This is a genomic window from Bifidobacterium actinocoloniiforme DSM 22766 (genome assembly GCF_001263395.1).
GTDB lineage: Bacteria > Actinomycetota > Actinomycetes > Actinomycetales > Bifidobacteriaceae > Bombiscardovia > Bombiscardovia actinocoloniiformis.
This window is the reverse complement of record NZ_CP011786.1, coordinates 887,517-914,480: the sequence shown is the minus strand read 5'-3', so window position 1 is coordinate 914,480 and position 26,964 is coordinate 887,517. Positions and strand designations below refer to the sequence as shown.

20 protein-coding genes, 1 tRNA gene and 1 pseudogene are annotated in these 26,964 nt (G+C 64.2%); 17 read left to right on the top strand and 5 right to left on the bottom strand.

Going from position 1 to position 26,964, the window contains the following annotated elements:
- Nucleotides 1-12: 12 nt before the first annotated feature.
- The gene (gene dnaG, locus AB656_RS03655; protein ID WP_033503725.1) at nucleotides 13-2,127 is read left to right on the top strand and encodes a DNA primase; all 2,115 of its coding nucleotides are present in this window, start codon (nucleotides 13-15) and stop codon (nucleotides 2,125-2,127) included.
- Nucleotides 2,128-2,170: 43 nt separating this feature from the next.
- Complete coding sequence (locus tag AB656_RS03650) at nucleotides 2,171-2,872, top strand: HAD family hydrolase (RefSeq protein WP_033503825.1); 702 nt, start codon at nucleotides 2,171-2,173, stop codon at nucleotides 2,870-2,872.
- 115 nt (nucleotides 2,873-2,987) lie between these two features.
- Here the strand turns inward: AB656_RS03650 and AB656_RS03645 are convergent, their stop codons facing one another.
- Both AB656_RS03645 and AB656_RS03640 read right to left on the bottom strand, forming a co-directional pair.
- Nucleotides 2,988-3,767 (bottom strand): ABC transporter permease, encoded by a 780-nt coding sequence (locus AB656_RS03645; RefSeq protein WP_201777337.1) that lies wholly within the window; start codon nucleotides 3,765-3,767, stop codon nucleotides 2,988-2,990.
- Entirely contained in the window at nucleotides 3,764-4,699 is a 936-nt protein-coding gene (locus AB656_RS03640) for an ABC transporter ATP-binding protein (RefSeq protein WP_033503726.1), read from the bottom strand. The genes AB656_RS03645 and AB656_RS03640 overlap by 4 nt, the downstream gene beginning before the upstream one ends.
- Before the next feature lie 153 nt (nucleotides 4,700-4,852).
- Here AB656_RS03640 and AB656_RS03635 point away from each other — a divergent pair, with 153 nt between their 5' ends.
- Both AB656_RS03635 and AB656_RS03630 read left to right on the top strand, forming a co-directional pair.
- Nucleotides 4,853-5,527, top strand: a complete 675-nt coding sequence (locus AB656_RS03635) for a response regulator transcription factor (protein WP_033503727.1) — start codon at nucleotides 4,853-4,855, stop codon at nucleotides 5,525-5,527.
- A gap of 99 nt (nucleotides 5,528-5,626) precedes the next feature.
- Nucleotides 5,627-6,610 (top strand): sensor histidine kinase, encoded by a 984-nt coding sequence (locus AB656_RS03630; RefSeq protein ID WP_052201414.1) that lies wholly within the window; start codon nucleotides 5,627-5,629, stop codon nucleotides 6,608-6,610.
- Between the two features lie 57 nt (nucleotides 6,611-6,667).
- Here AB656_RS03630 and AB656_RS03625 read toward each other — a convergent pair whose 3' ends face one another.
- Nucleotides 6,668-7,693: a threonine aldolase family protein gene (locus AB656_RS03625; RefSeq protein WP_033503728.1), complete on the bottom strand. Its 1,026-nt coding sequence runs from the start codon at nucleotides 7,691-7,693 to the stop codon at nucleotides 6,668-6,670.
- A 184-nt stretch (nucleotides 7,694-7,877) separates the two neighbouring features.
- Between AB656_RS03625 and AB656_RS03620 the strand changes: the two genes are divergently transcribed.
- Entirely contained in the window at nucleotides 7,878-8,441 is a 564-nt protein-coding gene (locus AB656_RS03620; RefSeq protein WP_051905311.1) for an RBBP9/YdeN family alpha/beta hydrolase, read from the top strand.
- A gap of 151 nt (nucleotides 8,442-8,592) precedes the next feature.
- Here the strand turns inward: AB656_RS03620 and AB656_RS03615 are convergent.
- A tRNA-His gene (locus AB656_RS03615) sits at nucleotides 8,593-8,668 on the bottom strand.
- A gap of 196 nt (nucleotides 8,669-8,864) precedes the next feature.
- Between AB656_RS03615 and AB656_RS03610 the strand changes: the two genes are divergently transcribed.
- Nucleotides 8,865-11,048 (top strand): efflux RND transporter permease subunit, encoded by a 2,184-nt coding sequence (locus tag AB656_RS03610; RefSeq protein WP_051905310.1) that lies wholly within the window; start codon nucleotides 8,865-8,867, stop codon nucleotides 11,046-11,048.
- The gene (locus AB656_RS03605) at nucleotides 11,045-13,198 is read left to right on the top strand and encodes a hypothetical protein (protein WP_033503729.1); all 2,154 of its coding nucleotides are present in this window, start codon (nucleotides 11,045-11,047) and stop codon (nucleotides 13,196-13,198) included. Before AB656_RS03610 ends, AB656_RS03605 begins: the two co-directional genes overlap by 4 nt.
- 17 nt (nucleotides 13,199-13,215) lie before the next feature.
- On the opposite strand, the gene AB656_RS03600 is transcribed toward AB656_RS03605, so the two are convergent.
- Nucleotides 13,216-14,115 (bottom strand): YwiC-like family protein, encoded by a 900-nt coding sequence (locus AB656_RS03600; RefSeq protein WP_033503730.1) that lies wholly within the window; start codon nucleotides 14,113-14,115, stop codon nucleotides 13,216-13,218.
- A gap of 167 nt (nucleotides 14,116-14,282) precedes the next feature.
- Here AB656_RS03600 and AB656_RS03595 point away from each other — a divergent pair, with 167 nt between their 5' ends.
- The 10 genes and pseudogenes from AB656_RS03595 to carB all read left to right on the top strand — a co-directional run bounded on the left by AB656_RS03595 (nucleotide 14,283) and on the right by carB (nucleotide 26,909).
- Entirely contained in the window at nucleotides 14,283-14,642 is a 360-nt protein-coding gene (locus AB656_RS03595; protein WP_033503731.1) for a DUF488 domain-containing protein, read from the top strand.
- Between the two features lie 545 nt (nucleotides 14,643-15,187).
- The gene (gene rpsL / locus AB656_RS03590; RefSeq protein WP_033503732.1) at nucleotides 15,188-15,559 is read left to right on the top strand and encodes a 30S ribosomal protein S12; all 372 of its coding nucleotides are present in this window, start codon (nucleotides 15,188-15,190) and stop codon (nucleotides 15,557-15,559) included.
- Nucleotides 15,560-15,561: 2 nt separating this feature from the next.
- Nucleotides 15,562-16,032 (top strand): 30S ribosomal protein S7, encoded by a 471-nt coding sequence (gene rpsG / locus AB656_RS03585; RefSeq protein WP_033503733.1) that lies wholly within the window; start codon nucleotides 15,562-15,564, stop codon nucleotides 16,030-16,032.
- A 26-nt stretch (nucleotides 16,033-16,058) separates the two neighbouring features.
- The gene (fusA, locus tag AB656_RS03580) at nucleotides 16,059-18,185 is read left to right on the top strand and encodes an elongation factor G (RefSeq protein WP_033503734.1); all 2,127 of its coding nucleotides are present in this window, start codon (nucleotides 16,059-16,061) and stop codon (nucleotides 18,183-18,185) included.
- Between the two features lie 190 nt (nucleotides 18,186-18,375).
- Nucleotides 18,376-19,575: an elongation factor Tu gene (gene tuf, locus AB656_RS03575; protein WP_033503735.1), complete on the top strand. Its 1,200-nt coding sequence runs from the start codon at nucleotides 18,376-18,378 to the stop codon at nucleotides 19,573-19,575.
- A gap of 213 nt (nucleotides 19,576-19,788) precedes the next feature.
- Nucleotides 19,789-20,352, top strand: a complete 564-nt coding sequence (efp, locus tag AB656_RS03570) for an elongation factor P (RefSeq protein ID WP_033503736.1) — start codon at nucleotides 19,789-19,791, stop codon at nucleotides 20,350-20,352.
- Between the two features lie 13 nt (nucleotides 20,353-20,365).
- Nucleotides 20,366-20,950, top strand: a pseudogene (gene nusB / locus AB656_RS07605) (transcription antitermination factor NusB); the annotation flags it as partial.
- A gap of 217 nt (nucleotides 20,951-21,167) precedes the next feature.
- Nucleotides 21,168-22,196 (top strand): DUF1672 family protein, encoded by a 1,029-nt coding sequence (locus AB656_RS03560; protein WP_033503737.1) that lies wholly within the window; start codon nucleotides 21,168-21,170, stop codon nucleotides 22,194-22,196.
- Nucleotides 22,197-22,318: 122 nt separating this feature from the next.
- Complete coding sequence (gene carA / locus AB656_RS03555; protein ID WP_081924866.1) at nucleotides 22,319-23,545, top strand: glutamine-hydrolyzing carbamoyl-phosphate synthase small subunit; 1,227 nt, start codon at nucleotides 22,319-22,321, stop codon at nucleotides 23,543-23,545.
- Nucleotides 23,538-26,909, top strand: a complete 3,372-nt coding sequence (gene carB, locus AB656_RS03550) for a carbamoyl-phosphate synthase large subunit (RefSeq protein ID WP_033503738.1) — start codon at nucleotides 23,538-23,540, stop codon at nucleotides 26,907-26,909. The genes carA and carB overlap by 8 nt, the downstream gene beginning before the upstream one ends.
- The last annotated feature ends 55 nt before the right edge of the window (nucleotides 26,910-26,964 follow it).

Here is a 26,964-nt window from a genome sequence, read left to right as displayed (position 1 = left end):
AGGCTGGAGCGTATGGCCGGTATCATCAAGAAGGAAGACATTGAGAAGGTGCGCGCCAGCGCGGACCTTTACGAGATCGTATCGGCGACCGTGACCCTGAAAGCCTCGGGGTCGGGAACCTACATGGGTTTGTGCCCCTTCCACAACGAGAAAACACCCTCCTTCTCAGTGCGGCCCTCCCTTGGCGTCTGGCATTGCTTCGGCTGCGGCCTGGGCGGCGACGTTTTCGACTACATCGAGCAGACCGAAGACGTGCAGTTCGGCGACGCGATCGAGATCCTGGCCGACAAGTACCGGATTGAACTGCACTACGAGAACGCCCGCCCCTCCAGCCACCAGGGCTCGACCCGCTCCCGCCTCCTGCAGGCCAACGAGGAGGCCCAGCGCTACTTCGTCTCCCAGATCATGACTAAGGAGGCCCTGGCCGCCCGAAAACTCCTGGCCGGCCGCAACTTCTCCCAGGCTGACAGCGCCCGTTTCGGCTGTGGCTACGCCCCGCGCGGTTGGGACAACCTGGTTCGTCACTTGGCCGCTAAGGGCTTCACCCAGCAGGAGATGATCGACGCCGGCTTGGCCCGGCGGGGCCCGCGAGGGGTCTACGACTACCTGCGCGGCCGCGCCACCTGGCCCATCCGCGACTCGGCTGGCCGCACCCTGGGCTTCGGCGCCCGCCGCCTGTACGAAGACGACAACATATCGGCCAAATACTTGAACACGCCTGACACCGAGCTCTACCACAAGAACCAGGTGCTCTACGGGATCGACCTGGCTAAAAAGTCCATTGCCAAGAAGCGCCAGGTGGTCATCGTCGAGGGCTATACGGACGTGATGGCGTGCCACCTGGCCGGAGTGGACACCGCAGTCGCGACATGCGGCACGGCCTTCGGTGAGGAGCACGCCAAGATCATCCGCAGGCTGATTTCCGATGATGCGCTCGGAGGCATCCAGTTGGTCGGCCCGATCCAAGGCTCCCGCGTCATCTTCACTTTCGACGGGGACGCGGCCGGGCAGAAGGCCGCCTTGCACGCCTTCAGCCTGGACGGCTCATTCCTGACCCAGACCTTCGTGGCCGTAGCCCGCGACAACCTGGACCCCTGCGACCTGCGCATCAAGCATGGCGACGAGGAGGTGCGCGCCCTGGTGGCGAACGCCACTCCCTTGTACGATTTCGTGATCAACGCGGCGGTCAGCATGTTCGACACCCAGTACACGACCGGGCAGATGGGGGCGGTTAAGGCCGTCGCCCCGGTCATCGCCCAGATTCGAGACCGCTCCCTGGTCGGCATGTACACCCGTAAGACCGCCCGTCGCATAGGCGTGGACCTGGACCTGCTCACCCGCGAGGTCCGCCAGGCCCGCCGGACCCTGCAAGTGCGTGACGAGGACGCCTACGCCCCCGGCCGCCGCAACTATCAGGAGGATCTCCGTCACCGGCCCAAGCCGGACCCCTACGCTGACCCGACGGCCCGCCATGCCCTGGTCAGCGGCGACGCGGCCAGGCAGGACTACTACCGGGTGGACGATTCGGTCTTCATCTGCGAGCAGCAGTTCATGGGCCTGCTCATCCAGATTCCCCGCGCGATCGACCCGGCTTTCTTCGACAAGCTGGGTGACGACGACTTCGACGTGCCCCTCTTCCGTTCCCTCTACCACGCCATCCAGGCGGCGGGCGGACTGCCAGGGGAGGATGTGCCCCAGGGCCTATGGATGCACAACCTGTCCAAGGCCGCCGGCCCCATGCTCCAGTCCGCGATCAACGAACTGGCGGTCATGCCCCTGCCTCTGCCCCAGGCTGAGGGCCAGGAACCGGCGCCTTCTGGAGGTTTCGGCGCCCGTGGCGACCAATCCGGCCAAGGCGCCCCGGGGCCGGGCAGGCAGGAGGGCCAACCGGCTCCCAACCCGGCTGCGGCCCAGCTGCGCGCCGCCACCCCGGAGGAGAAGCAATACGCGACCGAGCTGCTGGTGCGGCTCCTGGACGCTGGCTACATGCGCCGGATCGCGGCCAGTAAGCACCGGATGAACCAACTACCGGACGGGCAGGAGAAGTTTGAGCTGCTTGGACGAATCACCCAGTTCGAGGCCGCCCGCAAGGAGCTGCAAGACCAGATCTACAACAACTCATTATGACGGGCCCTAGTTTCGGACCAGAGAGGCCTTTACCATGGAGGATATGAGCGAACAGCAGCGAGAGCAGGCCCCCTTACCCAAAGCCGTCTTTTGGGACATGGACGGCACTTTGATTGATTCGGAGCCGTACTGGCACGCCAGCGAGCAGGAGCTGGCCCGGGAGCACGGCGGTGACTGGAGCGAGGAGGACGGCTGGCGGTGCTCGGGCAAGCCCGTCGTCCAGGTGGCGGAGGCCATGCGCGAGCGGGGTGTGGATTTACCGGTCCCGCGCATTCAGGCCCTTATCGAAGAAGGCGTCGCCCGGCGCGAGCGCGAGCGGATGCCTTGGATAGACGGGGCGGTTGATGTGTTGAAGGCCCTGGCCGCGGCTGGCGTGCCCTCGGTCCTGGTCACCTCCTCGCCCCGACGCATAGCCGAAGCGGTCGTCGCGCAGGCGCCGGCTGGCGCTTTCGTTGGCTTCACCTGCGGGGATGACGGTCTGCCCATGAAGCCCGACCCAGCCCCCTACCTGCACGCCGCCGAGGTGGTGGGCATTGACCCGGGGCGGATGGCGGAGTGCGTGGCCTTGGAAGACTCCATCACCGGGCTGAATTCGGCCGCTGCGTCCGGTGCGACCACCCTGGCCTTCACTGGCGCCAGCCCTGGAGGCGCGCCCGATGGTCCCCAGTTCGCTTCCTTCGACTCGTACGCCGGGATTACGCCGCAGGTCTTGGGGGAGTATGCGGCTCGGAGGCAGGCCGAGTAATAAGCGTTACCGTGCCGCTGAAGGATGAGGGCGGGCGCCGGACGCTGCCGGGGTCGGCACCCGCCCGTCGCATAAGCGGCGCCTCGCGGCTCCCGCAGTTTGCAGGGCCAGGCCGTCACAGCTCCTTATCGCGGATAATCAAGGCCGAGCCCATGATCGTGAAGGCAAGCACTCCCACCGACACACCGATGTAGGGCCACAAATCCCCTATCTTAATGGTGGACAAAGCCACGTTCGTGGCGACCGTGACGAAATCAACATACTTGAGCCAGGTCCAGTGGGCGAATTCCGTCAGCATGGCGACGGCCAGCGGCCAGGCGACGATCACGATGGCCGGGATGATCGTCGAGCCTGTTGCCACCAGGAGGATGATCCCCAGGCTGAAGATAACCGAGATGAAGAAGACGACGGCAACGGTCACGACCGCCATGTCGCCGGCCAGTCTCCCAGCGCCCTCGCCCAGGCCGCGACCGGCCGCCAGGCTGGCGACCAGACCGGTCAAGTAGTAGACCAGGGTCAGGCAGAGCATGTCGACGAGCATGACCGTGTACTTGGCCCCGATGAACTGCAGGCGGGAGATGCCGGAGATCAAGGTGTTCTTGTAGGTCTTCTGGGAGAACTCGTAGCCGATGACGATCACGAAGAGGGCGATGTAGGCGTAGAGCAGGACAGAGGTGGACATGGTCAGCGCTTTGACGCTGGTCAGCGCCGACCAGTGGGAATGGGTGATCTGCTCCATCTGCTGGGCGCTGGATTCATCCGAGACCATCATGCCGCCCACCTGCTGGGTCAGGGTCAGCAGGAGGCTGAGCCCAATGGTCAGGGCCAACAGCGCGTAGCAGCCGATTGTGCGCGTCTGCCGGTAAAAGTCCGCTCTCATCTGGTTGATCATCATTGCGCTCCTTCCTTGTCCGCCTGCCGCTGCTTGGCCAGGAGGTTCAGGTAATACTGCTCCAAAGACCCCTCCCGCCGGCTGAATCCTTCGACCATGACGCCCCCCTGCACCAGCATGAGGTTGATGCGGCCCGGGTCGGCCCCGTCCGAGCGGATGAACAGGTGGTGGTCGTCGCTCACTTCGAAGGGGCCGATGCCTGCCGTGTCTAGAATCCGCGCCGCCAGGGGCGCCTTGTCCACGCTGACGAGGAGACCGGCCTGGTTGGCTTCGTCCAGTTCAGAGCGGCTGATTTCCTTGACCATACGGCCCTTGTGGATGATGCCGAAGCGGGTGGAGACCTGGTAGAGCTCGCTGAGGATGTGGCTGGAAATAAGGATGGTGGTCTGCCGCTCTTCGTTCAGCCGCTGCAAGAGCCGGCGAAATTCCATGATGCCCGAGGGGTCCAGCCCGTTGATGGGCTCGTCAAGAATCAGGAAATCAGGGTGGTGGAGGATGGCCATGGCCAAACCCAGCCGCTGACGCTGACCTAGGGAGAGGTGCTTGGCTTTGGTTCTCCGTTTTTCGCCCAACCCTACGAATTCAATGGCCTCGTTGATGTCCGCCGAGCCGGGCAGGCCGTGCTGGATGGCGGCGACTTTGAGGTTTTCGTCCACGGTCAGGGAGCTGAATGCGGCCGGGCTTTCGATGACGGCGCCAATCCGGCTCAGGGCGCGTCGGCTGGCCCCGCCGCTCTCCCCGAAAAGGCTGATTGAGCCGGATTGCATGGGGCTCAGGCCGCAAATCAGCCGCATCAGCGTGGTCTTGCCTGCGCCGTTCTCGCCGATGAGCCCGTAAACGTCGCCCCTGCGGACGCTCAGGCTGACGTGGTCCAGGGCCGTGAACCGACCGAACTTCTTGCCCACGTCGTGGATGTCGAGCGCTGTCTGCGTCATGCGTTGTCCTCTCTCTTGGCCTATGGGACCAGACTAGGGGCGGTTCCTCAAGCGCTTGGCTAAGAAAGCATTAAGGAAAGCTAAAGTTTCGCCACCCTCCATCCGGCGGGTTAGAATGCCCGTGAGTCCCATACGAGCGGAAGGAAGGCCCCGATGACGAGGATTCTGGTCGTGGAGGATCACCGGGACATCCAAAATCTTCTGGCGGACGTGCTGGGCGCCGACTATGAGCTCTCCCAAGCCCTGAGCGGGCCGGAGGCCATAGCCAAGTTCAGCGAGAACGAGCCGGACCTGGTGCTCCTGGACCTGATGCTGCCCGGTGTGACCGGCGAAAGCGTCCTGGGCTGGATTCGTAAGGTGTCCGCGGTGCCGGTCATCGTCCTGACCGCCGTGCAAGACAAGAGCCGGACCGTGGCCCTGCTCCATAAGGGCGCCAACGATTACCTGACCAAGCCTTTCGACATCGACGAGCTGCGGGCGCGGGTCGAGGTCCAGCTGCGCGGCAGGTCCGATCCGGGGCAGCGGGAGGGGCGGTGCCTGTCGTTCGAGGACCTCACCCTGGACTTGGACGCCCACCAGGTCAACCTGGGGGATTCGCCCGTGCCCCTGCCGAAGAAGGAGTTCGCCCTGCTGGCCTTGATGATTAAGCGGCCCCACCAGGTCTTCGACAAGGCCAGCCTGTACGAGGCTGTTTGGGAGCGGTCGTATATCAATGCGGAGAACACGCTCAACGTGCACCTAAGCAACCTGCGCACCAAGCTGAACGAGGCCGCGGGCCGCCCGAGGTTCGTCGTCTCGGTTTGGGGGATAGGGGTGCGCCTTGTCTGAGGACTTTTGCCCGCATGGTGCGTTCGATCCGATGCGCTGGTCGCCTGGAGGGGGAGAGGGCATCGGCTTCGGTCGGCTCCGGGAGCGGGGAGGCGCACGGTGATTGAGGCTATGCTGCTGGCGTTCGCTGGGGTCATCATCGTCGCCCTGGCGGTCGCTCTGGGGCTGCTCGTCGGCGACCTGCGCAGGATTGTGCGGGATTTGGAGTACATCAATGGCGCCGCGACCAACGCCACAGTCACCGCCAACACGGGGTTTGGGCTGACCCGGCGGCTGGTGGGGGCGGTGAACGCGAACCTGGCCCAGACCCGCAGGCTGCACGACCAGCGTTTCAACCAGGAGTTGCGCATCCGCCGTATGCTGACCAACCTGACCCACGACATCAAGACCCCGTTGACCGTGGCCCGGGGCTACGTGCAGCTGCTTGGCGAGCGCAGCGTGGGCGCATCCGCCGGCGCAGGTGGGAACGCAGGCCCGGGCCCTGGCATGGCGGCTGTCGCGGATGTCTGCCATAAGGCATCGTCGAGCCTGGATTCGGTGGACTATTACCTGCATTATTTGATGGACTTCAACCTGATCCAGGAGAAGAGCGAGGGTCTGAGCCTGAGCCGGGTGGATTTGTCCTCGCTGGTGCAGGAGGACCTGTTCGCCGCCTTCGACCACCTGACCGGGCGGGGGGTCGTGGTGGAGCCCGACATCGAACCTGGGCTCAGGCTCACCAGCGACGAGACCCTTCTCCACCGCATCATGCAGAACCTGATCGGCAACTGGCTCAAGTACGCGGTCAGGACCGCCAGTGTGAGCCTGCGCCGGCAGGGGGACGGGTGCATCCTGCTGCGCATGACGAACGAGAGCGAGCAGCCCTATGTCGGCGCCAACCAGCTGCTGAAGCGGTTCGGGACCGCGGAAGCTGGGCGCTTGCGCGAGGACAGTTCCGGCCTGGGTCTGAGCATCGTGCGGGACCTGGCGGCCACCGTGGGCGGTAGGATGGAGGTCGAGACCCAGCCTGGCGTCTTCAGCGTATCCATCCGCCTGCCTGACCAGCTGCATCCAAGCGTGACCGCGTCCGAGGCCAGCGATTAGGCGTTTGCCGGATTGTGCCGGCTGCTGGGCTGGTGGCGCGTCGCCGGTGGTGGAGGGTTACAGGAGAGCGGCCAGGGCTTGGGCGTCTTCGGTCTTGGTGGCCCAGGAGGTGGCGAAGCGTATGACCGTGTGGTTGGCGTCACGGCGCTCCCAGAAGTCGAAATTGACCTGGTGCCTGAGCTCCTCCATCTTGGAGTTTTCCAAGACCACGAACGTCTGGTTGGTGGGGGAGGCGTTATAGAGCTCGTAACCCTTGCTGCGCAAAGCCTGGCGGATGATCTCGGCCGTGTCGATGGCCTGGTGGGAGATGCGGGTGTAGAGGCCGTCGGTGAAGAGGGCGTCGAACTGGACGCCCAGCAGGCGGCCCTTGGCCAGCAGCCCTCCCCGGCGCTTCATCATGGTTTGGAAGTACTCGGGCGCGTTGGCCTGGGGGAAGACCACCGCCTCGCCGCACAGGGCCCCAACCTTGGTGCCGCCGATGTAGAAGACGTCGGCCAGGTCGGCGATGTCCTCCAGCGTCACGTCCGCTCCGGGCGCCACCAGACCATAGCCCATCCGGGCGCCGTCGATGTAGAGGGGGATGCGGTACTCGTGGCAGACGTCGCTCAATTCGGTCAGCTCCGCCTTGGAGTACAGCGTGCCGTATTCGGTGGGCCAGGAGATGTAGACCATGCCGGGGAAGACCATCTGCTCGTGGTTGGCGTCCGCCCAGAAAGTCTCCAGGTACTCACGCAGGGACGGGGCCGGCAGCTTGCCGTCCACCTGGGGGATGGTGAGGACCTTGTGGTCGCTGGCCTCGATCGCGCCGGCCTCGTGCACGTTCACATGGCCGGTGGAGGCCGCCACCACGCCCTCGTACTGCTTGAGCATGGTCGAGATGACGATCTGGTTGGTCTGCGTGCCGCCGGAGATGAAGAAGACCTGGGCGTCCGGCCTGCCGCAGGCCCGTGCGATTTTCTCCTCGGCCGAGCCCGTGTACCGGTCCTTGCCGTAGCCAGGCAGCTGCTCCCTGTTGGTCTCCACCAGGCGCTGCAGCACCTCAGGGCAGGCCCCTTCAGAATAATCGTTGACAAAGTTCAGCATTTTTGAGTCCTTTCGGCAGCGCCTGGCGTGGCGCGTGGCGCTCGCTGCGACCAGTCGGCGCAGGGGTCGGGCGCGCTTGTGCTTCCTATCATTCTACTTACAGGCTTCAGCCAGTATGGGTTCGAAAATTTGTTCTACTATTGGTAATGCGTGCGTACCTCAACCCATCTGAAGGGAGCTTGGCGTGAATGCCATAATCTTCCACGGATCGACGCCGTATGCCTCCGCCGATAGGTACTGGTATTGGTGGCTGGCTGGTGAGCTGGGGGAGCGTGGAATGGATGCGGTCGTTGCGGATTTGCCAATGATGGACAGGGAGCCTTTGGGGGATACGTTGTTCGCTGCTCGTACCATGGACTTGCGGATCGACGCCGGCACCATTCTGATCGGGCATTCGGCGGGCACCAATCGTATCTTCTCCATACTGGAACAGGCGGATGTGCAAGTACGCGCCACCTATCTGCTCGCTGGGTACTGCACGCCTAAACCAAACCGATGCCTGACCTTGAAGGACTCTTACGACTGGAGGAGGATCAAGGACCATGCCGGCGAGGTCTACCTCTTCAACTCGTTTGATGACCCATTCGACTGTGACGAGCATCAAGGCCAACTGTTGTTCGACCACCTTGGCGGCACCTTGATCCTCCGCTCCGACGGCCACTTCTTCCAACCGACCCAACCCCTCCTGCTCAAGCAGCTGGAGCAGCCCGACCAGCCCTCTGCCGCAGCGCAGGAAACCCAGGGGTGATGCGGCGTGAGCACGTGCGGCGAAGTTAGGCGCGCGCGAATATGGTTTTGCAAATTATGGCACACAAATGGCACACAAGAGTTGGTGCCCGAAGCTGGATAATAGGCAAAGCGAAACCCCCTAACCCGTTGCGGGAGTAGGGGGTTTGTGGTGGGGTGGCTAACGCGGCTCGAACGCGCGACCTCCTGAACCACAATCAGGTGCTCTACCAACTGAGCTATAGCCACCATGTGCTCTCACGCTTAGCTGCGGTCGAGCGACAAGAAACTACTGTACACGATGGCTTGACATAGCGCGCCGGAGCGTCGCGATTGGGAGCGGACAGCCTTACGCGGGCAGCGAACGTGCCGGCTTTCATGAATCGAAAAAAGCGTCTAGCGTGATTACCGGGGAGCTGTGTTGCCACTGGGGGCGAGGAGGCGGATGTTGCGGGCAGTGGATTTATGCAAACGGTTTCTGCGGCACCGTAAGGCCGTTGCGGCCGTTTTCGCCCTCTTTACCGCCCTGTGCGCCCTCTGTTATCCGCTGGTGAAAGTCAACTACTCGATGGTGGACTACCTGCCGAGCCAAGCGCCTTCGGTCGTGGCGCTCAAAGACATGCGCTCGGCTTTCGGTTCGGGCATCCCCAACGCGCGGCTCTACGCGGAGGGCCTGGACCCTTACCAGGCTGACCGCCTGTCGCGGGATTTGGCCGACGTCGAAGGGGTCACCCAGGTCATGTGGCTGGGGTCTGCCGTCGATAATAAAGAGCCCGTCCAAGTCCAGGATGCGCGCGTGGTCAAACCGTGGAAGCGGGGCGACGGCTACCTTTACCAACTGACCGTGGACGCGGCTCGCGCTGTGCCCGCCTCCAGCGCCATCCGCCAAGTCGCTTGGAAGGCCGGCGCCAAGCAGGTCAGCCTGGATGGCGAGGTGGCCACAGCGGCCGACACCGAGGTCTCGACCTCGAAGCAGGTGGTCCAAATCATGCTGGTCGCGATCGCCATCGTGATTCTGATTCTCCTGCTCACCTCCCACTCCTGGTTCGAGCCGGTCATCTTCCTGCTGGTCATCGGCGCGGCCATCATCATGAACATGGGATCGAACATCCTCCTGCCCGACATATCCTTCGTCAGCCAGATCTGCGGCGCGGTCCTCCAGCTGGCGGTTTCGATGGACTACGCGATCGTGCTCCTGCACACCTTCCGAAGGCAGGAGGCCCTACGCGCCGACCCGGAGGAGGCGATGGCCTACGCGATGGTAAAGGGGTTCTCCGTGGTCCTGTCCTCGGCGGCGGTCACCTTCTTCGGATTCCTCTCGCTGACCGTCATGCGCTTTGGCGTAGGCGTGAACATGGGCCTGGTCCTGGCCAAGGGCATCGTCTTCAGCTTCCTGTCGGTGATGCTGCTCATGCCCTGCCTGATTCTGCTCATGCTCAAACCGCTCAAGGCCTTGGAGCACCGTTATCTGATGCCCTCTTTCGGGGGTTTCGCGCGCTTGTGCCAGCGGGTCATGATTCCCGCCGCCCTGGTGGTCGTGGCCCTGGCCCTGCCCTCCTACCTGGCCCAGAGCCGGACTAATTTCGTCTACGGGTCGTCGGACTTCATCAACCCCGCCAGCCAGCAGGGCCGGGAGTCGGCGCGGATCAGTCAGGTTTTCGGACAGGAGGAGACCTGGGTGGTCATGGTGCCCGAAGGCCATTGGGCGAAGGAGCAAGCCACGCTGGACGACCTGAAAGCCATGAACCATGTCAACTCGGTCACTTCTTACATCACGGTCGCCGGCCGCGCCACCCCGGTCCAGGTAGCGCCTGAGGCCACGCTCAAGCAGGTGATGAACCACGGCTGGTCGCGCATGGTGGTCTCCCTTGACGTGGAGTCCGATTCCGACACGGCCTACGATATGGTCTCATCGGTCCGCCGCCTGCTGGCCAACCGCTACGGCTCCGACTACCGTCTGATCGGCTCGACCGTCTCCTTATACGACCTGCGCGATACGGTCCGTCAGGATTCCTTGAAAGTCTCGCTCTTCTCAATCGGCTCGATCGCTTTGATCCTGATGTTCATGACGCGCTCGTTGACCATACCCCTGGTTGTCCTGTTGGCCATTGAGGCTTCCATCTGGATGAACCTGGCGGTTCCATACTTCACTGGGCAGACCATTAATTACATCGGCTACCTGGTCATCGACTCAGTCCAGTTGGGCGCGGCCGTCGATTACGCGATCATCTACACCCGCGAATACTTGGAGCGCCGGGCCCAGGTCGGCGCCAAGGACGCCAGCCGCCAAGCCATCCAGGGCTCGGCCATCACGATACTGACCTCCTCGTCAATCCTGGTGTGCGCTGGGGTGGCCGTCCGGCTGATCGCCACGAACGGCGTCATCTCCGAGCTTGGGACCCTCCTGGCCCGGGGCGCTTTCTTCGCCATGGTCCTTATGTTCCTCCTCCTGCCCTGCCTGCTTCGCGTTTTCGACGGACTTATTCGGCACACCTCGATCGGGCTGCGGTTCGCGACGGCCTCCGGGCAGGGCGGCGAGGCGGGTGGGCGACTGCCTGACCCTGGTGAGCCCGGACGGCTGGGGACCCTGGGAGCTGCGGCGGTACCACAGGAAGGAAGGCAAGGATGATGAAGTCAATCATTTCGGTGCGGCGGGCCTGGCGGGCGGGCGTGGCTGCTTTGGCCGCTTGCCTAGCCTTAGCGACCGCCCTGTTCGCGGCGGCGCCGACCGCAGGGGCCCGCTCCGGCGGGGGGCAAGTGGCGGGGCAACCAGCTGTGCAAGAGGCGGGCGCGACGCGGTCCAGCGGCTCTGGTGGCAAGGATGAGGTCATCTATGTCAAGGCTTCGTCCACAGGCCAGACCCAAGGCGTCTATGTGGTCAACTCCTTCAAGCCCGGCAAGGCCAGGAGAATCAGCGACCTCGGCTCCTACCAGTCTGTCACCAACCTGACCACCGACGAGCGGCTGGCCGTAGCCGATGGCGCGGTCTCCTTCACGCCCGCCGCCGATCAGCCCTTCTACTACCAGGGGAATCTGCCCGCTTCCACGCGTCTGCCCTGGCGATTGCGCGTGGACTTTCGGCAGGGCGGTAAGGTCCTCAAACCCAGTCAGGTGGCCGGGGTGAATGGCGACTTGGACCTGACGTTGACGGTCAGCGGCGAAACCGGGGCCGGACCCGTCTCCGACTTCGCGACGGGCTACGTCCTGCAAGCCCAGGGGACCTTCCCCCAGGACGCCTTCGAGGTCACGGATGACGGTGGTGCGACCTTGGCTCACGCTGGCGGCAACACGGTTCTGGCGGCGATGGTCCTGCCGGGCCAGTCCAAGGCTTTCCACATCTCAGGTAAGGCCCACGATTTCCACTACTCAGGTTGGCAGGTCTCGGCCATGCCTTTGAACATGGCCCTGAATGTGAGCGATGAGGACACGACCCAGCTTAGTGAGCAGACGGGCCAGCTGGAGGGGGCGACCAGTCAGTTGGCAGGTGGCGCCGGCAGCCTGGCGGCGGGCGCTCAGGCCCTCCAATCGGGCGCGGGGTCTCTTTCCCAAGGTTCCGGAGCTCTGCGAGCCGGGTCGAAGCAGCTGGCAGGTGGTATCTCCAGCCTGGGCGACGGCCTCAAGAGCGCGGGTCGGGGAGCCGGAGCCCTAAGCGAAGGCTCGTCGGCCCTGGCCCGACAGCTGTCAATGTCGAGCGGTAACCCCGCGTCGCCCACTTTCAGCGACGGCTGGAGGAGCCTACGCTCCGGCATCGTCGCAAGCCAGGGCGGAGCAGGCTCACTGGCCCAAGGTCTGGCCCGCTTGAATGCTGGTTTGAACACGGGCGATCCCAACAGTGGACAGCCATCCCTCGCTGCGGCCGGGCGGACTCTGGCAACCGGCAGTGGGCAGTACCAGCAGGGGCTCCAGCAGGAGCATCAGGCCCAGGTGACCGCTGCCCAAACCGCCGCCGCTCGGCTGACTGCGGCCCAGGGAGCATATCAGACCGCCTTGTCCGCCTTCGCCGCCTCTCCGAGCGATCCGACAAAGCTGGCCGCGCTCAACGCTTCGGTGCAGGCTCTTTCCGCCGCTTCGGCGCAGGCGGGCGCGGCCACGGGAGCCAGCCAGGCGCTCGCTCAGGCATCCAACCAGTACGGCCCGTTGGCCACAGGCACAGGAGCTTTGAACGCTGGAATCCAGTCGGCTGCCCAGGGTGCGGCGACCGCTTCGCAAGGCGCCCAGGCGCTTTCGCGGGGCATGGGGCAGCTTGCTGAGGGTTCGGCCCGTCTGGACGGGCAGTTCGATGCCAGCCGGCCCGGAAGCCTGGCCTCGGGCGCCGTCCAACTCGACCAGGGTCTGGGCGCTTTGAGCGGTGCTTTAGGACAGGCCTCGGGCGCGCCCATGGATGCCTTGGGAACCGGGGCTGGGTCGCTGGCAGGGGGAGCGGCCCAGGTGGACGCTGGTGTCAAGTCCTTGAATTCGGCTCTGGGCGCCGCTGGAGTTGGCGCGCAGGCTCTGGCCGATGGGTCTGCCCAGCTGGCACAGTCGGTGCAAGGGATGGACCGGAAGGTCCTGGACGGCATCCAACAGGCGATTGACAAGAAACTGGGGGTCGGGTTCAAGCCCCACTCCTTCGTGGCGCCTGAGAACACGAATGTGAATAAAGTACAGTTCACCTACCTACTGGAGGGTGTGGAGCGGCAGGCGTCGAAGGAAGGGAAGGACCAGCAAGCCCGCCCAGCCAAGGACCCCAATGGGCAGTCATTCATGGCCAGGGTCAAAGGCCTCTTCGCCAGTAAGTGAATGCGTGGCGCTCGCGCTCAAGCAAGGGCCGAGGCCAAGGCCAGCGCCAGCGCGAAGACCACTAGCGAGGCCACGGCCTCCACGGCCCCTACTCGAGCCGGTTTCCAACCTTGTGGCGCCAGCGGCGGTATCGCTGCGGCGCGCGCCAGCAGGAGCAGTGCCACCAGGGGAGGCCAGGGTCCTAGGATCCGCGTCAGCGGTAGGCTGGCGGCCACCAACAGGATATTCCATCCTACCGAAGCCAGGTAGTAGGTGCGCTTCCCGCGCTCGCGGATCATGGTTTTAACGAACAGTACGGAGCCGAACTCACCGAGAGCGAAGACGATGGCGGCAACCAGGCCTGCGGCCGGCAGCGCCTGCCTGGTCAGCGGGCCATCGGCGAAGCAGTAGACCGCCGGATTGCCCTGGCAGGCCCAGTAAGTTCGGCCCGCGCTTCCGCTCGCTTGGAGCGTGGCGGCCGGGGCGTCGGTGAGCGATGAAGCCATCAGACAGGTGAGGGAGGCGGCGATGACCGCGTCCGCGTCATTCCATAGGGAACGCTCCCGACGCAGGTAAGCGGCCAGGAAAGAGACGACGGCCAGCAGCAGGTAGACGGGGATCCAGCGGGATAAACCGGGGGCCGCCACCAGCAGACAGATGCCAAGCAGGGCCGTCGCCCCCGCGTATGTCAGCGCCGGGGCCTGGTAGCGGCGGGCCAGGCGGGAGGCGATCCAGCGGGCGACGGTGAACTGGGTGCAGTAAGCCAGGGTCCAAGCGAGCAAGAGCAAGAGGCTGTGCCAACTCAAACGGGCTATCAGGCAGCCGCCCAGGGTCGGTAGGAGGGCCATGACCCAGGCTCCGGGTTGGGCGGGCAGCCACAGGCGGGAGCGCCGCGCCCGCGCCTGACCGGAAGTCGATTGATGGGATGAAGTGACCATGCTGCCTCCTCGCGGTGTGGCGGATGGGTCTGCTTCACACTGTAGGTTCGCGTGATTGAGCTGGCAAGGGGTGGGGGATGACTGCCCGGTCGGCGCGTCGCGGCGCTGGTGGGCTCTTGGCTGGCGCCGTCCCGGGCGTTACGATGGGCCGTAGGAGGCGGGCTGACATGGGCGAAGTACGGATTAAGCGGGTTTATGAGGCCGCGGACAAGGCGGATGGGTTCAGGGTGCTGGTGGATCGGCTCTGGCCCCGAGGCCTGTCCAAGGCTAAAGCGGGCTTGGACTTGTGGCTCAAGGAGGTTGCGCCTAGCGCCGATTTACGCCGGTGGTGGCATCATGACCCGGAGCGCTTCGACCAGTTCGCCCAGCGCTACCAGGCAGAGCTGGACGCCAACCCCCAGGCCGTAGGGCAACTCCTGGACCTGGCCTCATCGCAACCCACTCTGACCCTGCTCTATGGGGCCAAGGACAAGGAGCTCAACCAGGCCATCGTCCTACGCGCATACCTGGAGCGACGCCTGGGCTGATGGGCCGTCCATGGTTTGATTCGCGTCCGTCGGCGGGTCTTACGGCGGTGGCGGACGGGTGACGCGATCGCCGGATCGCTCTATGACTTCATAATGGGGGCTCGCTCGCCCTGGGTGAGTCTGGGGCCAGGTGGGAGATGCAAGGCCGCCATCGTGTCGTCGCCCCGGTTGATGTCCAGGTCCCCCTACGGGAGCTGTCGTCTCCGGTCAAGCCCAGAATGCCTTCGCGCTTGGCCCGCCAGCGGCCGTTCCAAGGAGCCGATAAGCGCGATGAGCTCGCTGGATGCGGTAGGTGGGGGGACGTGCTATATTAAATATTGTGTGTGCCAGCGGCATGCCTTATGTGACAGGGGTGGACGCTGGGATATTCCGCCAATCCGTATGATCGCGCGCAGCAATGCGGCCAGCGAGAGGGTTGCGGACCATCGGGCCGGTGGACTGTGGCTGCTTTTACTCCCCGAACGGGTTCGGTTGGGTCGGAGCTGCAGGGTGGCGGCTTCACGAACGGCGAACAGGTAAGAAATCCAGGAATCGGAGAGAATCAGTTGCCAACAATTGAACAGCTCGTCCGTAAAGGACGCAAGGCCAAGAAGAGTAAGTCAAAGACTCTGGCCTTGAAGGGCAGCCCGCTGCGTCGCGGCGTCTGCACCCGTGTGTACACCACCACCCCCAAGAAGCCGAATTCGGCGTTGCGTAAGGTCGCCCGTGTGCGCCTGAGCTCCGGCGTCGAGGTCAGCGCCTACATCCCCGGCGAAGGCCACAACCTGCAGGAGCACTCCATCGTGCTCGTGCGCGGTGGTCGTGTCAAGGACCTGCCGGGTGTGCGCTACCACATCGTGCGCGGAGCGCTCGATACGCAGGGTGTCAAGGATCGCAAGCAGGGTCGTTCCCTGTACGGAGCAAAGAGGGCTAAGTAAGCATGTCACGCAAAGGACCAGCTAAGAAGCACCAGCTGCTGCCCGACCCGATCTATGGTTCGACGGTCGTCGCGCAGCTGATCAACAAGATCCTCCTCGATGGCAAGAAGTCCATCGCCGAGGACATCGTCTACTCGGCTTTGGAGCAAGTCAAGGCCAAGACCGACCAGGAGCCCGTCGCGGTGTTGAAGCGCGCCCTGGACAACATCCGTCCCTCCCTGGAGGTTCGTTCCCGCCGAGTCGGCGGCGCCACCTACCAGGTGCCTGTCGAGGTCAAGCCCAACCGCGCGAATACGCTCTCCCTGCGCTGGCTGACTGACTTCAGCAGGGCCCGCCGCGAGAAGACCATGGCCGAGCGTCTGGCCAATGAGATCCTGGACGCCTCCAACGGCCTGGGTGCCTCCGTCAAGCGGCGTGAGGACACGCACAAGATGGCTGAGGCGAACAAGGCCTTCGCCCACTATCGCTGGTAAGCCAAGAGAGCGAGAGAACTAGGATTATGGCACAAGACGTGCTCACGGACCTCACGAAGGTCCGCAATATCGGCATCATGGCTCACATCGATGCCGGCAAGACCACCACGACCGAACGCATTCTGTACTACACGGGCGTGAACTACAAGATCGGCGAGACCCACGACGGCGCCTCGACGATGGACTGGATGGACCAGGAGAAAGAGCGCGGCATCACCATCACGTCCGCCGCCATCACCGCCTTCTGGAACCGGCAGTCCCACGACCCCGAGAACCGCTACCAGATCAACATCATCGACACCCCCGGCCACGTGGACTTCACGGCCGAGGTGGAGCGCTCTTTGCGCGTCCTCGATGGCGCTGTGGCGGTCTTCGACGGCAAGGAGGGCGTGGAGCCCCAGTCCGAGACCGTCTGGCGGCAGGCCGATAAGTATGGCGTGCCCCGCATCTGCTTCATCAACAAGATGGACAAGCTGGGCGCCGACTTCTACTACTCGGTGGACACCATCAAGGAGAAGCTGGGCGTCAAGCCCCTGGTCATGCAGCTGCCCATCGGCGCGGAGAACGACTTCCGCGGCGTCGTGGACCTGGTGCGCATGGTGGCCTACTACTGGAAGGACGGCCAGGATCTGGGCGCCCACTACGAGACCATCGACATCCCCGATGACCTGAAGGATCGCGCCGAGGAATACCACACCCAGCTGATCGAGGCCGTCGCCGAGTCCGACGAGGCCCTCCTGGAGAAGTACCTGGGCGGCGAGGAGATCAGCCAGCCCGAGATCCGCACGGCCGTGCGCAAGATGACGATCGCCCAGGAGGCCTTCCCAGTCTTCTGCGGGTCCGCCTTCAAGGACAAGGGCGTGCAGCCCATGCTCGACGCTGTGGTGGATTACCTGCCCAGCCCCGAGGATGTACCCGCGATCAAGGGTTACAAGGTCGGCGACGAGTCGGTCGAGATCGATCGTAAGCCCACCGTGGACGAGCCCTTCTCCGCCCTGGCCTTCAAGGTCGCCACCCACCCCTTCTACGGCAAGCTCATCTACGTGCGCGTCTACTCCGGCAGGGTTGCCCAAGGCGATACCGTCCTGGACTCCACCAAGGGCAAGAAGGAGCGCATCGGCAAGCTCTTCCAGATGTCCTCCAACAAGGAGAACCCGGTCGACGAGGCCATCGCGGGCAACATCTACGCCTTCGTCGGCCTGAAGAACGTCACGACCGGCGATACCCTGTGCGACGAGAAGGACCCGATCGCGCTGGAGTCCATGACCTTCCCGGATCCTGTGATCCAGCTGGCCGTGGAGCCTAAGACCAAGGCCGACCAGGAGAAGATGGGCATCGCCCTCCAGAAGCTTTCGGAGGAGGATCCCACATTCCAGGTCAAGACCGACGAAGAGTCCGGCCAGACCCTGATCTCCGGCATGGGCGAGCTCCAGCTCGACATCCTCGTGGACCGCATGCGCCGCGAGTTCCACGTGGACTGCAACGTGGGCAAGCCTCAGGTGGCTTACCGCGAGACCATCCGCAAGGCCGTCATGAACCAGGAGTACACCCACAAGAAGCAGACGGGTGGCTCCGGCCAGTTCGCGAAGGTCCTCATGAACTTCGAGCCCCTGGACACCGCCGAAGGCGAGACCTACGAGTTCGAGAACAAGGTCACCGGAGGCCACATCACCAAGGAGTTCATCCCCTCGATCGATGCAGGTGTGCGCGAGGCCATGGAGTCCGGCATCCTGGCCGGCTTCCCGGTCGTGGGCGTCAAGGCGACCGTCACCGACGGCCAGATCCACGAGGTCGACTCCTCCGAGATGGCCTTCAAGATCGCTGGCTCCATGTGCTTCAAGGAGGCCGCCCCCAAGGCCAAGCCCGTCATCCTGGAGCCGATTATGGCCGTTGAGGTGCGCACCCCCGAGGAGTACATGGGCGATGTGATGGGCGACATCAACTCCCGTCGTGGCTCCATCCAGTCCATGACCGATGCCACCGGTGTCAAGGTCATTGATGCGAAGGTGCCGCTGTCCGAGATGTTCGGCTACATCGGCGACCTGCGGTCCAAGACCCAGGGCCGCGCCATGTTCACCATGCAGATGGACTCCTACGCAGAGGTTCCCAAGACGGTCTCCGATGAGATCATCAAGGCCCAGCGCGGCGAGTGAACCTCGCCTGAGCCCAGACAGGGGGCGGGCTTGAACCCGCCTCCTGTCACCGGTTGGCGCTATACTCTGTAACGCTGACTGGGCGGAGGGCATAAGTGGCGAACATCCCAATTACCCAGTAATATGTAGCGAGTGTCTTGTGCGTGGTTCGCACAGGCAAACTACGAAACGTCCAGGAGGACAAAACACAATGGCAAAGGAAAAGTACGAGCGGACTAAGCCGCACGTGAACATCGGCACCATCGGCCACGTCGATCATGGTAAGACCACTCTGACCGCGGCCATCTCCAAGGTGCTGCATGAGGAGTACCCGGACATCAACCCCGAGTACGATTTCGATCAGATTGACGCCGCGCCTGAGGAGAAGAACCGCGGCATCACGATTAACATCGCGCACATTGAGTACCAGACCGAGAAGCGCCACTATGCGCACGTCGATTGCCCTGGCCACGCTGACTTCGTGAAGAACATGATCACCGGTGCCGCTCAGATGGATGGCGCCATCCTCGTGGTCGCCGCCACCGATGGCCCCATGGCCCAGACCCGCGAGCACGTCCTGCTCGCCCGTCAGGTCGGCGTGCCGAAGATCCTCGTCGCCCTGAACAAGTGCGACATGGTCGACGATGACGAGCTGATTGAGCTGGTCGAGGAAGAGGTCCGCGATCTCCTGGACGAGAACGGCTTCGACCGCGATTGCCCCGTCATCCGTACCTCCGCCTACGGCGCCCTGCACGATGACGCCCCCGATCACGACAAGTGGGTCCAGACCATCAAGGATCTGATGGATGCGGTCGACGATTACATCCCCACCCCTGTCCACGATCTGGACAAGCCCTTCCTGATGCCCATCGAGGACGTCTTCACCATCTCCGGCCGCGGCACCGTGGTGACCGGTCGTGTCGAGCGCGGCAAGCTGCCCGTCAACTCCAACGTGGAGATCGTCGGCATCCGTGACACCCAGTCCACGACCGTCACCTCGATCGAGACCTTCCACAAGCAGATGGACGAGGCCGAGGCTGGCGACAACACCGGTCTGCTCCTGCGCGGCGTTGGCCGTGAGGATGTCGAGCGTGGCCAGGTTGTGGCCGCTCCCGGCACCGTGACCCCCCACCACAAGTTCGAGGGCGAGGTCTACGTGCTGACCAAGGATGAGGGTGGCCGTCACTCGCCGTTCTTCTCCAACTACCGTCCGCAGTTCTACTTCCGCACCACCGACGTCACCGGCGTCATCACGCTGCCCGAGGGCGTCGAGATGGTTCAGCCCGGCGACCACGCGACCTTCACCGTCGAGCTGATTCAGCCCGTCGCTATGGAGGAAGGCCTGACCTTCGCAGTCCGCGAGGGTGGCCACACGGTCGGTTCAGGCCGTGTCACCAAGGTGATCGAGTAGTACCAGGACAGTAACGGCTGACGGCCTAGCGGCCGTCCAAGGCCCCGGAGCGCTCAGTGCGCCCGGGGCCTTGTTTCGTTTGGAGGAACGGCTCCGCAGTGGTGTTCACCTGCCGTGGCATAATGAACAGGTATGCGCGCCGGCAGCCCTGCGGGGCCCTGAGGCGTTTCCAGAAAAGCGTTGCAAAAGCGAGAAAAGAGAAGGTGGCAAGCAGTGGCGCAGACTTCCAATGACATCAAGAATGGGTCGGTCATCAACCTGGACGGCAAGCTGTGGACCGTCATCAAGTTCCAGCACGTCAAGCCCGGCAAGGGTCCGGCTTTCGTGCGGACGACGATCAAAGACGTGCTTTCAGGCAAGATCGTGGACCGTACATTCAACGCGGGCATGAAGATGGAGTTCGAGACCGTCGACAACCGCTCCATGCAGTACTCCTACCGGGACGGCGACGCCTTCGTTTTCATGGACATGTCCACCTACGAGCAGGTGAACATCCCGGAGGCTCTGATCGGCGATCAGGAGCGGTACCTGCTGGAGGGCACCGACTGCGTGATCTCCTTCCATGACGGCACCCCGCTGTCCGTGGAGCTTCCCGCCTCCGTGATTCTGACCGTCACCCAGACCGAGCCCGGCGTCCAGGGCAACCGTTCCAACGCCGGCACCAAGCCCGCCACCGTCGAGACCGGCGCCGAGATCCAAGTGCCCCTGTTCGTGGGCGAGGGCGAGAAGGTCAAGGTGGATACCAGGGATGGTTCATACCTGGGCCGCGAGAACTGAGGGCCCAACTTAGATGGCACGATCCACGGCCCGTAAGCGGGCGTTGAACACACTGTATGAAGCGGATGAGAAAGGGCAGGACATCGAATCCCTGCTCCAGGAGCGCATCAAGCGCCCCGGGGCCCAGACGCCACTGCCTGAGTATGCAATCCAGATCGTGCACGGCGTGGCCAAACACTTCGACGACATCAATCGGATCCTGAACGAGCGCTCGACCTCCTGGCCGGTGCGGCGGATGGCGGTGATTGACCGCAACATCCTGAGAATCGCCTGCTGGGAGATGCTCTATAACCCGGAGATACCCAGCAAGGTGGCCATTGACGAGGCGCTCACCCTGGCCAAGACCCTTTGCGATTCGGATACGCCGGCCTTTGTGCATGGCTTGCTCTCGGCCGTCGAGCGCGATCAGCCGTCCCTGGAGGAGGATGCAGACGCGGCCCGGAAACGCGCCGAAGAGGCCGCTCGCATCTCCGATTTAGCCGAGGCGGAGGCCGCCCAGGCTGAGGCCAAGCAGTCCGAGGCCGCAGAATCTGAAACTGAAGGCTCCGATCCTGGCCGGGCGGAAGGCGCGCAGGCCGAAGCTTCCGGGCCCGCCGCCAGCGAGACCGCGGCAAGCCAGGCTGAAGATGCCGAGGCGCCGGCCGAACGGCCTGACGAGGCCGCCTCCCCCGGTGCCTCCTTGGATGATCTGAGTTTGGAGCTTCCCCCCGAACTGGGCTGAGATCCCAGCGTCCCGCCCGGGCTTCCAAGCTGCTGGTCCGGGCCGAGCCTGGGAATCGACGGGAGTTGGCTGCGTAATAGGGGATGGTCGAGTCATGACAGGTTCAGCGCGAGGCTTCAAACCCCTCCTGCGCCGTGGCGTCGCCCTGCTGTCCTGCCTGCTGGTGGTGGGGCTGCTGAGCGGTTGCTCGCTGGGCGGCATCGAGATCCGCATGGGACGCTCCAAGCCATCCGACGGCTCCACCATGCGGTTGCCGGAGAAGGTGGCCATGACCCCGGTGCAGGACTACACCGGTGGGGGCTTCAAGCCTGAGGACTCGGATAGCATGCGCCAGCCGGTCCAAGACCAGCAGGAGGAGATCAAGCGGATGGTGGTCTCCTATATGCACGACCACTGGAACACGGAAGTGAAGGTGAACGCGGTGTGGCCTACCAGCAGCGGAGCCCAGGTGAACGTGTCCTGCGCCGACCCGCAGTTCACTGTGGCGGTCCAGGTGAAAATGGACAAGCAAGGCCACATCAAAGGCGATCCGGAGGATCTCTGGCAGAACATCAAGGCCTCCATCATCAGCGGCCTGTACTACCGGGCCTGGCAGCAGGAGTACGACCAGTTCAACGCCTTCCTGGGCGGCGAAGCCAAGGCGCTCGGCCTGCTCGGCCTGCGGCCTGAGGCCATTTCCAAGACCCGCTCAGCGGGATACGAGACGCCCTGGCTCTATTTGCAGTTCGAGGGGCCCGACTTTGACGACATCATCAACGCGTACACGAGCGGCGAGAACCTGAGCGCGCAAAGGCTGCGCCCCATGTTCGAGCAAGACATCCTCAACACCGAGCAGAGCGACAACCTGGGGGAGCGGGGCAGGGTCATGGAGACCTCCATCCAGATGTACGCTCCTACGAAGAAGCTGCCGCCGCAGTCGAGCGTGGACCGGGTGGAGCGGGACCTGACCGTGTGGGCGAAGTCGCACACCCTGCCGCCCACCGGTTACACGATCAAGATTTTCGGCAATTCCATAGCGAACTGGTCGGGGATGCCGGACGGCGACAGCGTCAACACCGGCGAGGAACAGAAGGCCAACGGCACCCTGGACACCAGGTACCTCTACTTCAACGGCAATCACTGATCCTCGCCTGCCTCTCCGCGTTCGTCGCATGCGCGCGAAAGCCTGGCATTCGGCCGTTCATCGCCTGATCCAGGGCCCACAGTAAAGTTACTGCGAACATCCGCTGCGATTAAGGGGTTTGGGTGAATCTACAAGATGCCAAAGCCATTGCAGCCGATCGTCATCTCAATCAATTGGCCCTCTTGCTCCTGGAAGACGGTCAAGCGTACGCAGGTGACTCTTACGGCGCACTGGGCCAGACATACGGTGAAATCGTGTTTACTACGGGGATGACGGGGTATCAGGAAACGCTGACGGACCCCTCCTACGACCATCAGATCGTGGTGCAGACCTTCCCCCACATAGGAGATACCGGGGTCAACGGGCAGGACGGTGAGTCCGGCCGGATCTGGGTTTGCGGGTACGTGGTGAGGGAACCCTCGCCCAGGGTCAGCAATTGGAGATCCGAAGGCTCCTTGGACGATGATTTACGCGACCAAGGGGTTGTGGGCATCAGCCACATAGATACGCGCCGGCTCGTGCGGCACCTGCGTTCAGCGGGCGCCATGCGGGCCGGTATTTTTTCCGGCCCGACGCTCCTGGCCGAGGATGGCCGGCCGCTGACAATCGCCGAACTCCTGGATCGGGTGAGGCGGGCGCCCAAGATGGCCGGCGCCCACCTGACCGATGAAGTCAGCGCCGCCGCAGCCTACACGATTGAGCCCAGCGGCCAGTGGCAAGGAAAGTCCCCACGTTGCACGGTGGCGGCCATGGACCTGGGCATCAAGGCGATGACGCCCCAGCTTCTGGCTGAACGGGGCTGCCGGGTGCACGTGCTGCCGGCCAGCAGCAGCCTGGGGGAGATCGAGGCCCTGGAGCCGGACGGCGTCTTCTTCTCCAACGGTCCGGGCGACCCCAGCGCGGCCGAGCGGGAGACGGCCCTCCTGCGCCAGGTCTTGGACGCAGGCCATCCCTGCTTCGGCATCTGCTTCGGCCACCAGCTCCTGGGGCGGGCCCTGGGATTAGGGACCTACAAGCTCAAGTTCGGGCATCGGGGAGTCAACCAGCCAGTCATGGATCTCAAGACCGGCAAGGTGGCGATCACGGCCCACAACCACGGGTTCGCAGTGCGGGCCCCGATTGGCGAGGCCTTCCAGGCCCCGTATGATTCCGGCCGCTACGGACGGGTCCGCGTCTCCCACGTGGACCTGAACGACCAGGTGGTCGAAGGCCTCGAATGCCTGGACATACCGGCCTTCTCCGTGCAGTACCACCCGGAGGCGGCGGCCGGCCCGCACGACGCCGGCTACCTGTTCGACCGTTTCGTGGATTTGATGATCAGCTCAAAGGGGGACGCGGCCCATGCCTAAGCGCGAAGACATCCATTCAGTCATGGTCATCGGCTCCGGGCCGATCGTCATCGGCCAGGCCGCGGAGTTCGATTATTCGGGCACCCAGGCCTGCCGGGTCTTGAAGGAGGAGGGCATCCGGGTGATCCTGGTCAACTCCAACCCGGCCACCATCATGACCGACCCTGAACTGGCCGACGCCACCTACATCGAGCCGATCGACCGCGACATCCTGGAGCGGATCATCGCCAAGGAGCGCCCCGACGCCCTCCTGCCCACGCTGGGCGGGCAGACGGCCCTGAACGCCGCGGAGGAGCTGGGGCGCGCCGGGGTCTTGGAGCGCTATGGGGTAGAGCTGATCGGCGCCTCACTCCAGGCCATCGACCGAGGCGAAGATCGGCAGATGTTCAAGGAGGTGGTCGCTGCCGCAGGCGCTGAATCAGCCAAGTCCCGCATAGCCCACAGCCTGGAGGAGGCGGACGCTGCCGCCGCCGAGCTGGGCTTCCCGCTCGTGGTTCGTCCCTCCTTCACGATGGGTGGCCTCGGTTCGGGCATAGCCCACGACCATGAGGAGCTTCATCGGATCGCCGGGGCCGGCATCCACTATTCGCCCACAAACGAGGTCCTGCTGGAGGAGGGCATCGAAGGCTGGAAGGAGTACGAGCTTGAGCTCATGCGCGACCGCAAGGACAACGTGGTCGTCGTCTGCCCAATCGAGAACGTGGACCCTGTAGGGGTGCACACCGGCGACTCCGTGACCGTGGCCCCGGTCTTCACGCTGACCGACCGCGAGTACCAGCGGATGCGGGACATCGGCATCGCGATCATCCGTGGCGTGGGCGTCGAGACCGGAGGCTGCAACATCCAGTTCGCGCTCAACCCGAGCAACGGCCGCATCATCGTCATCGAGATGAACCCGCGCGTCTCCCGTTCATCCGCCCTGGCTTCCAAGGCCACCGGTTTCCCGATCGCCAAGATCGCCACCAAGCTGGCCCTGGGTTACACCCTGGACGAGATCTCCAACGACATCACCCGCTCCACCCCCGCCTCCTTCGAGCCGGCCATCGACTATGTGGTCACCAAGGTGCCCCGCTTCGCCTTCGAGAAGTTCCCTGGCGCCGATGACGCGCTGACCACCTCGATGAAGTCGGTGGGCGAGTCCATGGCCCTGGCCGGTTCCTTCCAGGAGTCCTTGGGCAAGGCCATGCGCTCGGTCGACAAGCGCAACATGGGCTTCTCCTGGGAGGGCGAACGACCCGACCGGGCTGAGGTCGACAGGCTCCTGGAAGCCATGGCCAGGCCTACGGAGCGGCGCTACCTGTATATTCAGAGGGCCTTTTGGGGCGGTGCCAGCGTCGACGAGGTCTTCCAAGCCACGAAAATCGACCCTTGGTTCCTGGAGCAGATCAGCCAGATCAACCAGCTGGCTTTGGCGGTGCGCGAGGCTGACTTCCTGGACGATGACTTCATGCGCCGGGCGAAGAGGGCGGGCCTGTCCGATTTGCAAATCTCCCGCCTGAGGGGGATGGGCGAGCAGGGCGAGACGGTGATCCGTGAACTCCGCTGGAACTACGGGATCCGTCCGGTCTACAAGACCGTGGACACGTGCGCGGCCGAGTTCGACGCAGCCACCCCTTACTACTACTCGACCTATGCCGAGGAGAGCGAGTTGAAGCCCCGCGATCGCGAGGCGGTCATCATCCTGGGTTCGGGGCCCAACCGGATCGGGCAAGGGGTGGAGTTTGACTACACTTGCGTGCACGCGGTCCAGGAGCTGGGCCGGGACTACGACACGATTATGGTCAACTGCAATCCCGAGACCGTTTCGACCGATTACGATGTGTCCGACAGGCTCTACTTCGAACCGCTGACCTTCGAGGACGTGCTGGAGATCTACCGGGCCGAGCTGCGAATGGGTCCGGTCAAGGGGGTCATCGTGCAGCTGGGCGGGCAGACGCCCTTGTCCCTGGCGGCCCGGCTCAAGGAGGCTGGCGTGCCGATCCTGGGCACCAGCCCCGAGTCGATCGACCTGGCGGAGAACCGTGAGCTTTTCGGGCAGGTCTTGGAGCGCGAGGGCCTGAACGCCCCCCGCTACGGCACGGCCATGTCGCTGGTGGAGGCCCAGCACGCGGCCCACACCATTGGCTACCCGGTGCTGGTGCGGCCCTCCTACGTGCTGGGCGGGCGCGGTATGGAGATCGTCTATGACGACGCCCAGCTGGGCAAGTACGTGGAGCGCGCCCTGAGTCAGGCTCAGGCGGATACGGTGGTCTCCGGCCGGCTGCCTTCGCCCTTGCTGATCGATAAATTCCTGCAAGACGCCATCGAGATAGACGTGGATGCCCTTTACGATGGGCGCGAACTCTACATCGGCGGCATCATGGAGCATGTGGAGGAGGCCGGCGTGCACTCGGGCGACGCCTCCTGCACCTTGCCTCCTTCCACGCTTTCGGACAAGCAGATCACCCGCCTGCGCGAGGCCACGCTGGCTATAGCCGAAGGCTGCGGGGTGAGGGGCCTGCTCAACGTGCAGTTCGCTTTCATGGCCAACACCCTGTACGTGATCGAAGCCAATCCGCGCGCCTCGCGGACCGTGCCGTTCGCCTCCAAGGCCACCGGCACGGCCCTGGCCAAGGCCGCGGCCCGGATCATGGTGGGTGAATCGATTGCTGACCAGCGCGCCCGTGGCCTCCTGCTGCCCAGCAATGACGGAGGGACCAGCCGACCTGGGCAGCCGGTGGCGGTCAAGGAGGCGGTCCTGCCCTTCAAGCGCTTCCGCACGCCGGTGGGCAAGAGCGTGGACGTGCTGCTGGGGCCGGAGATGCATTCGACCGGCGAAGTCATGGGCTTCGACCGGGACTTTCCCCACGCCTTCGCCAAGAGCCAGCTGGCCGCCTACCAGGGAGGGCTGCCGACCTCCGGCAGGGTCTTCCTGTCGGTCAACGACGCCGACAAACGCCAGCTGCCGATGATCGCCAGCCGCCTGCACGAGCTGGGCTTCTCCATCTGCGCCACCCAGGGCACTGCTTCAGTCCTGCGCCGATACGGGATCGACGTGGCCTTGGTCGGCAAAATCAGCGACAGCCCCGAGGCCCGCGAGCCCCAGGATCCTTCGCTCAAGCGCCTGGGGAGCAATGCGGTGGAGCTGATTGAGCAGGGCGCGATTGACATGGTGCTGAACACGCCTTCGACCCGGGACTCCCGCTCCGACGGCTACCTGATCCGCGCGGCCGCAGTGGCCGCCGACCTGCCGCAATTCACGACGGCCACCCAGTTGTCGGCCGTTTTGATGGCGATTGAGGCGGTCAAGCAGGGCGACTACCAGGTCATGAGCATCCAGGAGCATGCCCGCCTCCTCTTCGAGTTGGAGAAGGAGCAAGGCTAAGGGATTGCGCCGCCCCACGCCGGTTCGCTGGCCCAGCGTAGTCTTGAGGTAAGGC